At 30.4% G+C, this 16,064-nt stretch carries 14 protein-coding genes and 1 pseudogene; 13 read left to right on the forward strand and 2 right to left on the reverse strand.

Annotated elements, in window-relative coordinates; translation table 11 throughout:
• Positions 1-72 precede the first annotated feature (72 nt).
• Positions 73-273 (forward strand): hypothetical protein, encoded by a 201-nt coding sequence (locus N4A55_RS06250; protein WP_293754701.1) that lies wholly within the window; start codon positions 73-75, stop codon positions 271-273.
• A gap of 39 nt (positions 274-312) precedes the next feature.
• On the opposite strand, the gene N4A55_RS06255 is transcribed toward N4A55_RS06250, so the two are convergent.
• A complete protein-coding gene (locus N4A55_RS06255; protein ID WP_293754702.1) occupies positions 313-1,317 on the reverse strand; it encodes a LacI family DNA-binding transcriptional regulator in 1,005 nt (334 codons plus the stop codon).
• 280 nt (positions 1,318-1,597) lie between these two features.
• Between N4A55_RS06255 and N4A55_RS06260 the strand changes: the two genes are divergently transcribed.
• The 6 genes from N4A55_RS06260 to N4A55_RS06285 all read left to right on the forward strand — a co-directional run bounded on the left by N4A55_RS06260 (position 1,598) and on the right by N4A55_RS06285 (position 9,839).
• Positions 1,598-4,009 (forward strand): glycyl radical protein, encoded by a 2,412-nt coding sequence (locus N4A55_RS06260; RefSeq protein WP_293754704.1) that lies wholly within the window; start codon positions 1,598-1,600, stop codon positions 4,007-4,009.
• A 24-nt stretch (positions 4,010-4,033) separates the two neighbouring features.
• Positions 4,034-4,942 carry a glycyl-radical enzyme activating protein gene (locus N4A55_RS06265; protein ID WP_293754705.1) on the forward strand — a complete coding sequence of 303 codons (909 nt, stop codon included), beginning with the start codon at positions 4,034-4,036 and terminating at the stop codon, positions 4,940-4,942.
• Positions 4,943-4,966: 24 nt separating this feature from the next.
• The gene (locus N4A55_RS06270; RefSeq protein WP_293754707.1) at positions 4,967-6,439 is read left to right on the forward strand and encodes a rhamnulokinase; all 1,473 of its coding nucleotides are present in this window, start codon (positions 4,967-4,969) and stop codon (positions 6,437-6,439) included.
• Positions 6,440-6,504: 65 nt separating this feature from the next.
• The gene (locus tag N4A55_RS06275) at positions 6,505-7,152 is read left to right on the forward strand and encodes a class II aldolase/adducin family protein (RefSeq protein WP_293754709.1); all 648 of its coding nucleotides are present in this window, start codon (positions 6,505-6,507) and stop codon (positions 7,150-7,152) included.
• Between the two features lie 206 nt (positions 7,153-7,358).
• A complete protein-coding gene (gene hpt, locus N4A55_RS06280) occupies positions 7,359-7,895 on the forward strand; it encodes a hypoxanthine phosphoribosyltransferase (RefSeq protein ID WP_293754710.1) in 537 nt (178 codons plus the stop codon).
• Between the two features lie 156 nt (positions 7,896-8,051).
• Positions 8,052-9,839: a M3 family oligoendopeptidase gene (locus tag N4A55_RS06285; RefSeq protein WP_293754711.1), complete on the forward strand. Its 1,788-nt coding sequence runs from the start codon at positions 8,052-8,054 to the stop codon at positions 9,837-9,839.
• A 180-nt stretch (positions 9,840-10,019) separates the two neighbouring features.
• Here N4A55_RS06285 and N4A55_RS06290 read toward each other — a convergent pair whose 3' ends face one another.
• A complete protein-coding gene (locus N4A55_RS06290; RefSeq protein WP_293754712.1) occupies positions 10,020-10,526 on the reverse strand; it encodes a DUF5698 domain-containing protein in 507 nt (168 codons plus the stop codon).
• A 100-nt stretch (positions 10,527-10,626) separates the two neighbouring features.
• Between N4A55_RS06290 and N4A55_RS17025 the strand changes: the two genes are divergently transcribed.
• From N4A55_RS17025 to N4A55_RS06315, 6 genes and pseudogenes are all read left to right on the forward strand, one after another.
• Positions 10,627-10,803 carry a sugar diacid recognition domain-containing protein gene (locus tag N4A55_RS17025; protein WP_443083821.1) on the forward strand — a complete coding sequence of 59 codons (177 nt, stop codon included), beginning with the start codon at positions 10,627-10,629 and terminating at the stop codon, positions 10,801-10,803.
• Positions 10,804-10,964: 161 nt separating this feature from the next.
• A pseudogene (locus N4A55_RS06295) lies at positions 10,965-12,023 on the forward strand (glycerate kinase family protein); the annotation flags it as partial.
• 493 nt (positions 12,024-12,516) lie between these two features.
• Positions 12,517-13,275: an AzlC family ABC transporter permease gene (locus N4A55_RS06300; RefSeq protein ID WP_330666336.1), complete on the forward strand. Its 759-nt coding sequence runs from the start codon at positions 12,517-12,519 to the stop codon at positions 13,273-13,275.
• Positions 13,276-13,584 (forward strand): AzlD domain-containing protein, encoded by a 309-nt coding sequence (locus tag N4A55_RS06305; protein ID WP_293754713.1) that lies wholly within the window; start codon positions 13,276-13,278, stop codon positions 13,582-13,584.
• Between the two features lie 306 nt (positions 13,585-13,890).
• Positions 13,891-14,976, forward strand: coding sequence for an aspartate-semialdehyde dehydrogenase (gene asd, locus N4A55_RS06310; RefSeq protein WP_293754714.1), 1,086 nt, complete (start codon positions 13,891-13,893; stop codon positions 14,974-14,976).
• Between the two features lie 143 nt (positions 14,977-15,119).
• Positions 15,120-15,794, forward strand: a complete 675-nt coding sequence (locus N4A55_RS06315) for an SIMPL domain-containing protein (protein WP_293754715.1) — start codon at positions 15,120-15,122, stop codon at positions 15,792-15,794.
• The last annotated feature ends 270 nt before the right edge of the window (positions 15,795-16,064 follow it).

Raw genomic sequence — 16,064 nt, forward strand, 5'->3', positions numbered from 1 at the left:
CACCTATAAGTTGAGATAAGATTATTTATGATTATTCATACATATATTGTATCAATTAGGTGCTTTTTTTATTTGGAAATATATAAATGCCATAAAAAATTATTAATAAAGAAAATTTATAAAATAATCTTAAAATCATATCAAGTTACTGGAGAAATAATACCTATTAACTCAGATGGTACACTAGATACTGCTAATAAAGGTATATTGACATACACACAAAAGAGAGAATTCCCAAGAATATATGCTAATCTATTCGATATTGCACCATAATAATTGTGAAAAGAGTAAAATCCAGCTTATGGCTGGATTTTATTCGAAATCAATCTTCTTACAAGATTCCCCAATTACAATTGAAACATCAATTATATCATGAACAGGATTAGATGGTTTTAAAGTTATAGCTTCGAATAATGACTTAGCTATTTTTTTTATGTCTTGTTTAACAGTTGTAATTCTTGGATAAAAATACGGTGATACGATACCGTCAAAACCTACAACAGATAAATCATCTGGAACAGAAATATTTAGTTTATAGGCTTCCATAATTAGTCCTTTTGCAATTTGGTCATTAGCACATACAATGGCGGTTGGTTTTTCATTAAGTGACCAAAAATAATTAAGTGCTTTAACTCCAGTTTCATAATTGAAGTGACCAGTAAAGATATAATCTTCATTAATATATATATCATGAGAGCCTAATGATTTGATATAACTGTTCTTACGCTCGGTTGCTGTCTGAAGTTCATCCATAGCACCAGCAAAAGCAATTCTTCTATGATTAAGATTATATAGATAATCAATTAACATCCTAATACCCTTCACATTATCTGAACGTACAGTTGAAAATTTGGTATCTACTGATCTATCCAAACATGCAATGGTCTGCTGGCTGTCAGAAGATGAATAAAGATCATAATTAACTCCTTCAGTAAGTATTATTCCTGAAGTACGTATGCTTTTACAATAATTAAGATATTCACGTTCTTTATCAATATTATTCTCTGTATCACAGATTAATAGAGTATATTTGTTTTTGAAGGCAATCTTATTAAGTTTTTTTACTAAAGATGTAAAAAATGGATTTTCCATATCATAAACAAAAATGGCTATTGAATTTGAAGTCTTGGAAAAAAGATTTTTTGCCATCTGATTTGGAACGTAATTATATTCCTGAATAACTGCTATTACTCTTTTTCTAACTGCTTCAGATGTGGAATCGGGTGAATTGATAACCCTTGAAACAGTTGCTGTTGAAACACCTGCAATTCTAGCTACGTCTCTAATACCGAAATATTTCTTTTCATTACTACTCAATTTAATCATCATCCCTATTTAATTTCTAATTATGTAACAAGTTTACTATAAAAATAGTGATAATGCAAGTGGATTTGGGGGAAATTAAATTATTGATAATAATCCAATTAAAATAGAAACATTTAGCATATCATTTATCGAAATGTATAAAATAACTGGGTAGCAAGAAAATAATATATAGTAATACACAATAAATTGTTGACAACACATTTAAATAAGCATATAATAATAATTGTAACAAGTTACATTAAAATAAAATACATATGAAGGTGCTGATTATGTGAATGATAGAATAACAAAATTGAGAAAAAGATTATTTGAAACTCAGCCAAAGATTTGTTCTGAGAGATGTGTTATTTTTACTGATTCAATGAAAAAATCTGAAGGATTACCTATTGCCATAAGAAGAGCAGATGGATTCTATGAGGTATTGGATAAAATGTCAATTGTTATATCTGATGATGAGATTATTGTAGGTAATCAAGCCAAATGGCCAAAATCATCACCAATCTATCTTGAGTATTCATATGAATGGTTGATAGATGAGTTTCATGGTAGTCCCTATTATTTTAATGAAAGACCTGGAGATAAATTCTATTATGAAGAGAAAACAAAACAAGAAATTCTCACATGTATTGATTATTGGAAAGGTAAATCATTATATGAGAATTTTAGGAAAACACTTCCTAAGGAGATCAACGATACTTGGAATGCAGGTATAATTGATGATACTTGGGTATCGGCAGCAGGATTGGGTAATGTCATTGTCGATTATAATTTAGTTTTGGAAAAAGGTCTAAAAGATGTTATAGCAAGGATAGAGCAAAAAATATCTGAACTAGACCTAAAAGAACCTGGAAATATCAAGAAAAAGTGGTTCTTGGAAGGAGCATTAAAAGGAAATCAGGCAGTAGTTAACTTTTCTAATCGAATTGCTTACCAATGTGAGATGAAAGCAAATGAGATAAAAGATAAAAATCGAAAAAAAGAATTATTAGATTTAGCAAATATATGTAGAAACGTTCCATTAAATCCAGCAAAAACTTTTCATGAAGCAGTTCAATGTATATATTTAATATTATTGGCAGTGCATCTAGAATCAAATGGTCACGCTATTTCATTAGGCAGATTCGACCAATATGTTTATCCGTTTTATAAAAATGATATAGAAAAAGGTACTTTGACAAGAGAACAAGGGTTAGAAATTATTGAAGCATTTTTCATTAAATGTAATGAGCTCAATAAACTTCGTTCATGGCCTGATACTGAATTTTTCCTAGGATATCAAATGTTTATTAACTTAGCTATAGGAGGGCAGACTATAGATGGTAAAGATGCAGTAAATGATATTTCATATCTATGTGTTGAGGCATGTCAAGATGTAAAGTTATTTACACCTTCTATTTCAATAAAATGGTTTAATAAGACTGATGATGAATTTATGATGAAAGCTTTGGAAGCGGTTATGGTACATCAAGGAGGACAGCCGGCATTTTATAATGATAAAGCATTCATGAGGACTTTAGAAAATATGGGTATAGCAAAAGAAGATCTGGTAGATTGGTCGCCAGATGGCTGTATTGAAGCTTCAATACCTGGTAAATGGGATTTTGCTGCAAAAGGACCTTGGTTAAATGTTGAAAAGATATTAGAAATAACATTGAACGATGGTGTTGATAAAAAAACAGGAATATTGTTTAAGAAAACCTCTAAGAACATTAGAAATTGTGAATCAACAGAAGAAATATTTAATGAATATAAACAAATGCTTAAGTTTTTTATGGACCTTCAAGTAATTACCGAACATATTAACGATGAGATTCATGTGCTTAATGATATTAATGCATTCAGAGCTTCTCTAGTTGAAGACTGTATTGGCAGGGGATTAGATCTTGTTGAAGGTGGTTCACTATATTCGGCAGATGGAGGACCAACAGCAGGAACCATTAGTGCGGGTGATGCATTAGCAGCCATTGATACCATTGTTTTTGATAAAAAATTATTAACAATAGAACAGTTATTACATGCACTAGAAACTAATTTTCAAGATAATAACACTTCACCAAAAGGAGAAGAAATCAGATTAATATTAAAAAATAAAGCTCCAAAATTCGGTAATGATGATGATATTGTCGATAGCTGGGTAGTTAAATTAGAAGATTTTATAGGTTCTTCATATAGAAATGATTATAAAAGTTCAAAGCATGGAAAAGGACCTATACCTTGCTGTTACTCGTATAGTCAGAGTCCTGTTACTGGAAATATTGCATTTGGAAGGTGTATAGGAGCAACTCCTGATGGAAGAAAAAGTGGAGAACCAGTAAATAATGGCATATCTCCTGCTAATGGTACAGAAAAAAATGGAGCAACAGCAGCATGTAATTCAATAGCTAAATTGCCTAGTATATGGTTCCAAAAAGGTGCAATATTCAATATGAGACTTACCAAATCAGCACTTGCAACAAAAGAAAATAGAAAGCGAATCATTGATATGGTTAAAGTATTATTTAATAACTATGGTCAGCAGATTCAATTTAATGTTGTTGATGGTGAGATATATAAAGAAGCAATGAAAAATCCAGAAAAATATAATGATCTAATGGTAAGGGTATCTGGTTATAGTGCACTATTTACTACATTAGTACCAGAAGTTCAGTTGGATGTGATTAATAGAACGGAATTAGAAATATAATGTTAAGTTATGGAGCTGATTTATATGGAGACAGCAAGAGTTTTTAATATTGAAAGATTTGCAACAGAAGATGGCGAAGGTATAAGAACAGTAGTCTTTCTAAAAGGTTGTGAGTTAAGGTGTAAATGGTGTGCTAATCCTGAATCGCAAGCATTTAGAAGAGAAATATTATTGAAAAAAGCTCCATGTACTAATTGTGGTAAATGTATGGAAGTATGTAATCAAAAAGCTATAGATCTAAGAGAAGGGTTTGGTTTCATAACAAATACTAGTCTATGCAATTACTGTGAAAGATGCGTTGATTATTGTATCAATAATGCAAGGTGTGTAGTGGGTATAGATATGAGTGTTGATGAAGTAATTAAGGAAGTTCTAAAAGATAAAAAATACTATAAGATGTCAGGTGGCGGTATTACTTTCAGCGGAGGAGAACCATTATTCTATAGTAGATTCATAAAAGAGTGTAGCAAAATATTAAAAGAATATAATATCACCACACTAGTAGAAACTTGTGGACATATAGATAATAAGAATATAAGAGAAATATGTAATTTCGTGGATTACATTTTCTATGATATTAAACACATGAATAGTGATAAACATAAGGAATTGACAGGTATAGATAATGAACTTATCATAAATAATTTAATATGGCTATCAAATAATTATAAAGGTAAATTATCTGTAAGATATCCTTACATTCCAGGATGCAATGATGATGCTGATTCAATAAAACTGTTTTTAGATTTCATCCAAACATTAGATAATATTAAAGAAGCTGTTTTCTTGCCTTATCACAGATTAGGAATGCCAAAATATGAAGGGTTAGGAAGAAAATACGAGATGGGTGATATGAAGTCATTAACGACAAACGCTCTAAAATGTATTAGTCATATGTTTAAAGATTATGATTTTCATGTAAAAATCGTATAACATAAAAATACAAGGGAGGTTAATATGAATACTATCAAAAATATTATTTCGTTAGATTGTGGTAATTCTTCTTATAGAGTTGTTCTTGGTAAATACGACGGTAATAAAATTACAACTGAAGTTATTACACAAGAGTCCAATGGTATGAACAAAGTACAGGATTATTATTATTGGGATTTACATAAGATATTTGATTTTTTTATAAAAAGTTTAAAAGAAGTACTTAAAAAAGTAAATAAAATAGATTCTATTGGTGTTTGTACTTGGGGTGTGGATTTTGCGTTATATGATAAAGATAAAAATATGCTAAGTAATCCATTAAGTTATAGAAATACAATCGGTGAAAAATCATTGAACAATCTTTCACAAGATGAAAAGAATAAAATGTTTTATGACACTGGTATATTATGTGACAAAATTAATTCTGTATTCATGCTTAATGGAATAAAAGAAAAAATGCCACATATTTTTGAAAAAGCAGATAAACTGCTTATGATACCCGATATTCTTAATTATATGTTGACAGGAGTAATGATAAATGAACCTAGCGAGTTAAGTACAACACAATTGTTAAGTTCTATAACAAAAGATATCAGCCAAGAAGTATGTAACAAATTCAGTATCCCAAAAGAGTTGTTTAGTGAAATAGGTGTACATGGTTATACTATAGGTAATTTACTTCCTTCAATAAAGGATAAAATAGGTATTGATTATGATATTCCAGTTATTCTTGTACCTTCTCATGACACAGCTTCAGCGGTTGTTGCAATACCGTCAATGGAAGATAATTTTGCATTCATAAGTTCAGGTACTTGGTCATTAATAGGTGCAGAATTAGACCAACCGGTAGTAACAAAAGAAGTGTTAGAAAGTAACTTGACAAATGAATTAGGTGCATTCAATAAGATTACCATATTAAAGAATAGTGCTGGAATGTTCATTATTCAGAGAATAAAAAAAGAATATGATGAAATTACAAAAAGAGATAATTCGTGGGAAGAAATAAATAATATTGCAGATATGTACATTGGTGAAGTACCACTTATTAATATTAATAATAACAGATTCTTTAATCCAGAGCATATGGGTAATGAAATACATAGTTATTTAATAGAAACAAATCAATATAAAGGTGAATTCAATTGGAGTATTGTAATAAAAGCAGTTCAGGAATCAATGGCTTGTTGTTATGCTCAAACAATAAATAGTCTTGAAAAAGTAATAGGAAAAGAGTTCAAAGAGATATTTATTGTAGGAGGAGGCTCCAAAAATATTGTAGTAAATGAATTGACTGCAAAAAGAACTGGTAAAAAAATTATTGCTTGTAGTAAAGAAAGTACATCTCTTGGTAATATTGTTGTTCAAATAAAGTATTTTGAAAAAGAAATAGCTCTAAAAGATATGAGACAGATTGTTGAAAAATCTATTGTTCTAGAAAAATATCAAGTTGAGATAGAAGATAACGGTATAGTGGATAGGTATTCAAGATTAGTATAACATTGTTAACAAAAAACTTTTTAATATAAAAAGCAATTAAAATAATAGGTGAAAGGATGAAAGAAATGGACTATAAAAAACTAATTATCGAATCCGGGAAAAAATTAATTGATTCGGGATTTACAATTGAAACTTGGGGGAATATAAGTGCTAAAGATGAAGAAACAGGACTTGTTTATGTAACACCAAGTGGAATGGATTATTGTAATTGTACTACAGATGATGTTGTTGTGTGTAATCTTGATGGTGAGATTGTTGAAGGACATAGAAAGCCAACAATAGAGACAGAATTACATCTTAGCGTTTACATAAATAGACCAGAAGTAAAAGCTATTGTACATACACATCCAATATATTCAACTGTATTTTCTTGTATAGGAGAAGGTATACCATTGTTAATTGATGAGGCAGCACAAGCATTAGGAGCACCAATTAAAACTGCTAATTATGCTTTGCCTGGTTCTAAAGAACTTGCAGAAGAATGTATAAAAGCTCTAGGCAAAGAAGCGAATGCTTGTTTACTTCAATCTCATGGAGCAGTATGCATAGGTGAAAATATGGAAGCTGCTTTCAAAGTTGCAAATGTTTTAGAAGTAACTGCACAAATATATCAGATGATAAGATCAATTGGAAAAGATTTTATGCCTTTGTCAGAAGATAATATTAAGGCAATGGCACAATTTGCAAAATATAAATATGGACAAGGTAAATAAAACAAAAAACTAATGAACTAACTGATGAACTTAATTGGGTTCATCAGTTTTTTTAAAGGTATTCTTATAAAATAAGATGATATTTATAGAAAAACTAAACAAATAATAACATCGAACATTAGTGTTTAAATTAAAAAATATGTTCACTTTTATCTTGATAGATGTTATAATGTCTTTGACCCAGATTGAGAAAGAGAGGAAAAATCATGTTAAACGATGTAAAAGAAGTACTTGTATCAGAAGAAAATTTAGACAAGAAAGTTACTGAACTTGCTGATAAAATTACTAAGGATTTTACTGGAAAGAACTTAGTTGTAATAGGTGTATTGAAGGGAGCTAATGTATTTGTTGCAGATTTAATTAGAAAGATTAACATTCCCATGGCATTAGACTTTATGGCAATATCTAGTTATGGAAGTTCTACAGTAAGCTCTGGTGTAGTTAAGATATTAAAAGACTTAGATGAAGATATTGAAGGCAGACATGTTTTAGTAGTAGAGGATATAATTGATACAGGACTTACATTAAGTTATTTAACTGAAAATCTAAAATCAAGAGGTGCCAAAAGCATAGATATCTGTACTTTATTAGATAAACCAGATAGAAGGAAGACTCATATTGATGTAAAATATAAAGGGTTTGATATACCAGATGAATTTGTAGTTGGATATGGTATTGATTTTAATGAAAAATATAGGAATCTACCTTTTGTAGGAATTTTAAAAAGAGAAGCATATGAATAAGAACAAAGAGACTATCAAATTCGATGGTCTTTTTTTATTAAGGAATTAAGTTATACAAAAAATATATATAATAATAACAATTCTCTATAGATAAATTGTTTTATTTAATTTATAATGAGGATATAAAAGATAATATATTGTGAAAGGAGTAAAATAATGAGTACACATTGGGATTTGACATCTCTATATACATCCTTTGATGATCCTAAGATGGATAAGGACCTACAAGATGTAAAAGACGAGATACAATCATTAAAAAAATGGTTTGATAAAGATTTAAATGATAATAAACTAAATGATACTGATAAAATAACATATATACTTAGACAAATGACATCCATAGATTATAAAATGGATAGATATGCTGCTTATGCACGTCTGCAATCTGCTACAGATACAACTAACCAGACAGCATTGGAAAAACTCAATACTATAGAAGCATTATATCCAGATTATACACAATTAGAAGTGATGTTTGGAGATTATATAAGTAAAATAGTTGAATTTGATAAGATAATATCTTCTTCTTCATATCTACAAGAACATAAATACATATTGCAAGAAATGGTAGAAATCAATAAACATAGCTTAGATAGTGATACAGAGAGTATTATTGCAAGAATGAAGAATACAGGTTCCTCAGCTTGGACTAAGCTGCATCAGCAGTTACTATCTACACTGCAAGTTGAACTACCAGCTAAATATGGTTTGGAAGAAGAAATTAAGCCTATTAGTGCTGTAAGAAACATGGCTTATTCACAAGATGAGAATGTACGTAAACGTGCCTATGAGAGTGAGTTAGAAGCTTATAAGAAGATTACTCTTCCTATGTCAGCGTGTCTTAATGGTATCAAAGGTGAGGCTATTACACAAACAGAACTTAGAGGTTTTTCATCACCATTGGATATGACACTATTCTATTCTAGGATGGATAATAAGATATTGGATGCTTTATTAAAAGCTATAGAAGAAGGGTTACCTATTGTTCGTAAATATCTTAAGAAAAAAGCTCAAGTCTTAGGATACGATAACGGACTTCCATGGTATGAGTTGTATGCACCATTAGGAAAAGAGGTTTCCAAGATTACATATGAAGAAGCAAAACATATTGTCTATGACAATTTTAGATCCTTTAATCCTAATCTTGCTGATTTTGCTCAGATGGCATTTGATAAGAACTGGATTGATGTGGAGCCAAGAGCTGGTAAAAGAGGAGGAGCATTTTGTTCTAATCTTCCAATAGGGGAGAGTAGAGTATTACTAAACTTTGATGGTGCTCTTACTAATGTTATTACTCTTGCTCATGAACTTGGACACGGTTATCATGGACATTGTTTGAAAGATGAAGAGTTATTAAATAGAAGTTATACTATGCCAATAGCTGAAACAGCATCAACTTTCTGTGAAACAATCATCATAAAATCTGCATTAGCCAGTTGGGATGATAAGAAACGATTTGAAATACTTAATGATCAGGTTATAAGATATGTTGGTATTATTATGGATATCTATAGTAGATTCGTATTTGAAAAAGCATTATTTGAAAAACGAAAAAACGCTACATTATCAGTTGGACAAATATGTGACCTTATGGCTGATGCTCAGGAAAAAGCATATGGTGATGCTTTAGACTATAGGTTTAATCACCCATATATGTGGGTAAATAAAGTTCATTATTATTATGCTAGCAGGAACTACTATAACTTCCCTTATGCATTTGGACTATTATTGGCAAAAGGATTATATGCTATGTATGAGAATGAAGGAGACAGTTTCTTATCAAAATATGATACATTGCTTAGAGAAACGGGCAAAAATTCGATCTATGGTATAGGTCAGAGTGTTGGAATTGACTTAACTAATGTCCGATTCTTCAGAGGCGGACTGGGAATGATAGAAGACGATATTAATATGTTGGTAGATTTAATTGATAGAAATGATTAGATAATATGGCTAGTCTTAATAATATAATTAGGACTAGCCAAAATTTTAATATAATTATAGGTAATTATAATATATTGAATGATGTTGGTAAGAACCATATAACACTTTTTATTTTGTACAGCGTTATTGATTTATAGACGTTTTATTTGTGAGGTGAGATAGTAGATATGTTGACTATGATTATTTTAGGAGTTGGCTGTGTCTTCTTTTGAATTTTCGGGGTTCGTAAGATGTTATAAAGGCTTCGGGTTCATATGTTTTTACTAATTTCCATAATTCGTCTTCCAGATGTCTGTCTATGAGGATTTCTAATTTGTAGCGTTTGCATTCTTTTCCTATACCTTCGAAGATGGTGACTCTGAATCCTTGTTCTCGGAGTTTGTCAATGAATAGTTGGTTTTCGTGTTTTAAGCTTATATTGTAGGTGATATGTCCGATTGCCAGTTTTTTTTCTATTAGGTTACCGATGTATATTCCCACGCCAAAACTAAGAGCATAAATGAACATGGTTAAAAATGTTTGATTACCGCTGATAACAAGGGATAGACCAAAGATATATACTGCGGCTTCAAAAAAACCAAATGCTGAGGCTATAAAACTATTATGTTTGACCATAAAAATAGTTCTCATAGTAAGTAGGGGAACGTATAGTAGTTGTAAAATAATAATAAATATAATTGTTTTCATGAAATCTTCCTTAGGTATTATTAATAATATTATTTAATATGTGTAAATGGATTTTTTTTATTCTAAGTTCTTGACTAGATATTAATTAATAGATAACATTATGAAAAATCTTGGATATAACATAAATATTATGAATGAATCAGGTGTCATCATTGCAAGTGGGAACAAAAAACATAATAAGCAAGACATATCATCTTATGTGACCATTAAATATTTGTACCCAAGAAACAAAATTTATGTGCTTTTTTATAATGGGTGCATAAAGAATAATTGGTAAAAATGTATTATAATATTAGAGAACGAATGATAGTTTTGTTAATTGTTTTAAAAAAATATAATTAAGTAAAGGAGGTGGGAAATGGATATTCTTATTGCTCCTGATTCATTTAAAGGTAGTTTGTCAGCAGAGAAATATTGTGAAATAGCAAAAAAGCGGTTACCAATATTTTTCCTAATGCCAATGTTGTTACATGTCCTATGGCAGATGGCGGTGAAGGTACAGTTGAAGCTCTAGTCTATAATACAAAAGGAAGTATATTATACGAAACAGTTACTGATCCTATCGGAAAGCCAGTAAAAGCTAAATACGGATTATTAGGTGACGATAAAACGGCAGTTATAGAAATGGCAAGTGCTTCAGGTTTACCACTGGTACCTGTAGACAAAAAGAATCCATTATACACAACTACTTATGGAACAGGAGAATTAGTAAAAAAAGTTATCGATAAAGGTTGTAATACAATAATATTAGGTATTGGCGGTAGTGCTACTAATGATGGCGGAGCAGGAATGATGGAAGCGCTAGGCTTCAAGCTATTGGACGAAAAAGGTAATATGATTCAAAGAGGTGCTATAGGTTTAAAAGATTTACACCATATTGATACAAGTAATAAGGATAAGAGACTTGATGATGTTAATTTTCTTGTAGCTTGTGATGTTAATAATCCTTTGTGTGGACCTAATGGTGCAAGTTACATCTATGGACCTCAAAAAGGTGCAACTAAGGAGCAATTACCATTACTAGATGATGCATTGGCTAATTTTGCTTCAATTATTAAAAATGATTTTGGTAAAGATGTGAAGGATATTGAAGGTTCTGGAGCAGCTGGAGGATTAGGTGCGGGACTTTTAGCTTTTTTTGATGCTATGTTAAAACCAGGATTTGAAATAATTAAGGATATAATCAATCTAGAAAAGTATTTCAGTGATTTCAAATTTGATTTAGTAATTACAGGTGAAGGTGAAATCAATTATCAAACTGTCAATGGTAAATTACCTGTTGGTGTTGCAAAAACAGCAAAAAAATATGATGTACCAGTTATTGCTGTAGTAGGTTCAATTGGTAAGGATGCAGATAGAGTCTATGAATATGGTATTGATTCTATTTTTACAATTATGGACGGACCAAATAATCTTTATTATGCAATGAAAAATGCAGATATATTATTATTTCAAGCAATAGAAAGAATCATGAAGGTAATAAAGGTATATAATTGATTATTCAAACTAACAGCTTTATTTTATTTGTATATATAAGTGTAGAATAATGACTATAATTGTTTATTATCTAAATAAAAATATATTAATATTAGGAGGGTTTTGAATGGTTCAAGGACCAGTATTAATTCTAATCTTACTACTAGGTATTGCTTTTATTGTATTAGCTACATCTAAAATTAAAATCACCCCTTTATCGCATTATTAATTACTTCTTATGGGATTGCTTTAGCAGCAGGAATGCCGGTATTGGAAAAAATCTGGAGCTGCTATAACTATGGCAGATACAGTTCTAAAAGTGGTTGGTGAAAAACGACCTGGACTTGCAAAAAGAACAAAATCATCATCAGTCATGATGACTCTTGGAAGTATATTAACAGTTATGGAATAATAATGCATAAATTCCTCTCAAAATCTTGACAAATATAATCCATCCATTAATATATATATTGTTACAATGTATACAGTAAAATGACAGTATTTTAATTAGTGGGTGAGAAAACTGAAAGATTATGCAGCAACAAGACAGTATAATGAGATACGCAACAAAGACGTAACGGATAATGAATTTTATAGTGGGTTGAAAAAGGGAATGCCTATAGCGTTAGGTTATATACCTGTTTCATTTACATTTGGATTGATGGCAGTAACTGGTGGAATACCTATATGGCTGACTATTTTTATATCCTTATCAAATCTTACTTCAGCTGGACAATTTGCTGGAACTGGATTAATAATAGCAGGAGCATCATATTTGGAAATCGGAGTGACAACATTAGTTATAAATATACGTTATATGCTCATGTCATTAGCTCTATCTCAAAAGCTCAAAAAACCTATGAGTGTTTTCAGAAGGTATTTAATAGCATTTGGAATTACAGATGAAACATTTACTTTAGCAGCTATGGAAGATGGAGAAATTTCTTTTCTCTATATGTTAGGTCTGATTACAGGTCCTTTTTTGGGATGGGGACTAGGAACGGCATTAGGAGCTTTATCATGTTCTGTATTATCAGAAAATGTTCAAAACTCTATGGGGATAGCACTATATGCTATGTTTATTGCATTAATAGTCCCTGCTTCCCAAAAATCCAAGTCAGCTTTGAAAGTAGTTGTTATAGCTGTAGTAATTAATTGTGTCTTGACATGGCTTCCTGTATTTAATCATATATCATCAGGTTGGAGAATAATTATAGCAACTATAATCGCATCATCTTTTGGTGCTCTTTTGTTTCCTAAGGAGGATGATTAGATGACGGTTACCAAACAATTCATAGCAGTAATAGTTATGGCTTTTGTTACATACATACCAAGGGTAGCACCTTTAGTGATTTTTAAACATAAGATAAAATCTAGATTCATTCGATCTTTTTTAAGTTATGTGCCGTATGCAGTATTGGGAGCTATGACATTTCCAAGCATTCTGTACTCAACACAACATTTGTATTCTGCCATTGCAGGATTAATAATAGCGTTGGTAGTAGCTTATTTTGATAAAAGTTTAATAAAAGTAGCAGTTAGTGCAATACTAACGGTATATATATTTGAATTACTTATCTAATGTAAGTAAATTGAAGATAAAATTATAACTACAAGTATGTATGTTTAATTAAAAAAAATCACTGATAATTTTCAGTGATTTTTTGATGTCTGAGAATATATATATATTATAAGAATAAAATACTTTACTAAAATACAGAGATAAATTATTAAAAGGCTTGATTTTTTATTAAAATCGTGATAAAATCTACGCATAGTAAAAACAAATGTTTACACCAGAAAGACAAATGATTATTTATGTTTATTTATTATATAAGATATATTTAATTAATTCAATAAAAACATTAAAAAAGTGAGGTATAAAAATATGGAAAGTAAATTACGTGTTGGTATAATCGGAGCTACTGGTATGGTAGGTCAAAGATTCATTTCATTATTGCATGATCATCCTTGGTATGATGTAGTATGTTTAGCTGCAAGTCCAAGATCAGCAGGCAAGTCATATAATGAAGCAGTAAAAGGTCGTTGGGCACAATCAATAGAAATACCAGTAAAATTCGGTAATATGACTATGATGGATGCATCTAATGTTGAAGAGATAAGTGGAATGGTTGATTTTGTTTTTTGTGCAGTAGATATGGATAAAAAGACTATACGTGAATTAGAGGAAGCTTATGCAAAAGCTGAAGTACCTGTTGTCTCTAACAACTCAGCTAATCGTTGGGCTGAAGACGTACCTATGGTAATTCCAGAAATTAATGATGAGCATTTAAAAATAATTGATGCTCAAAGGAAAAGACTTGGAACAAAAAGAGGATTTATCGCAGTAAAACCTAACTGTTCAATTCAAAGTTATGTTCCTGTTGTCAATGCATTAAAGAAATATAAACCTACACAAGTTAATGTGTGTACTTATCAAGCAATATCTGGAGCTGGTAAAACATTTGACAGCTGGCCAGAAATGGTTGACAATGTAATACCATATATTGGTGGAGAAGAAGAAAAAAGTGAACAAGAGCCAATGAAAATATGGGGGAAAATCGAGAATGATAAGATTGTTTCAGCTACAGAGCCTGTAATTTCTGCACAGTGTATTAGAGTTGCAGCAGCTGATGGTCACTTAGCAGCAGTTTCTATAAGTTTTGAGGAAAAACCTGAAGTTAATGAAGTTATTAGTATACTAAATAGTTATTCAGGTAAACCACAAGAATTGAAACTTCCATCAGCGCCAAAACAATTTATGAAATACATGGAAGAAGATAATCGTCCACAAACAAAAATCGACCGTAATTATGAAAATGGTATGGGTGTAACAGTTGGTAGATTTAGAGAAGATAATTTGTATGATTACAAATTCATATGTTTATCTCATAATACTCTAAGAGGTGCAGCAGGTGGAGCAGTTTTAATCGCTGAATTATTAACAGCTGAAGGATATATTACAGCAAAATAAAACGATCTAAAATTATAATAACATATATTAAAAAAAGGTTGCCTGATGGCAATCTTTTTTAATGCAAAAACACATAAAGCAATAAGTACATTTCATTACAACATAACATACTATATATAAGAATAATATTATGAGGAGAAAATATGGTACCAAATATGTGTTACGATAGATATCCTCCCACCTATCAAGAAAAGATAAACTGTGAAGATAAGAGATTGATAACTGTAGTAGGAATTGGTAAGATTGAAGTAGAACCAGATACAGCAATTCTTAAATTAGGTGTTATTACAAAAAATGAAGATGTAGTGATGGCACAAGATGAAAATAAAAATATCATGGATCAAGTAATCAAAGGGCTTGTAGATGATGGTGTTAGCAAAACAGAGATTAAGACCATCCAATACACAGTAGTACCACAATATGATTATATAGAAGGTAAACAAGATTTTAGAGGTTATGAAGTAAGGCATGTAATTGAAATAACAGTTACTGATATAGATACAGTAGGTATGATTATACAAAATGCAGTTAAAAATGGGGTAAACTATCAACAAGGACTAAGTTTTACCGTGGATGATCCAGATAAATACTATGAAGATGCATTGGAATTATCAGTAATTAACGCTAGGGATAAAGCTGAAAATATAGGAATGACAATTAGAACAAGAATTAATACACGTCCTATAAAAGTTATAGAAAAGACAAAGCGTGATAAGATAAAACCTTATGAAACCGCTATTTATAGAGATGGTGGAATACCTATTCAATCAGGTAAGCTGAGTATAGTAGCTATGGTAGAAGCTACATTTGAATATTAAAGGAGAGTTGTATCGTAAATATTTTTTATGGTTATACCATGAAATTAATATTTGTGATACAATCTCCTTTTTTATATGAAAGATTTTGTTGAATTCCAATATAATATTTTAATTTTTACTGTTAAGTGATTATGTGATCATGAATAAGCATAATAATTCTAAGTCTAGTGGTAAAAACTAGAGGAATAGTCAATATCATTTAAACTATCCAACAGATATGGCTTTTAAGTAATCTTATTTTTCAATTAATCATACTAAATTATAAGAAAA

The sequence above is a fragment of the Vallitalea sp. genome (assembly GCF_025211055.1).
Taxonomy (GTDB): Bacteria; Bacillota; Clostridia; order Lachnospirales; family Vallitaleaceae; genus Vallitalea.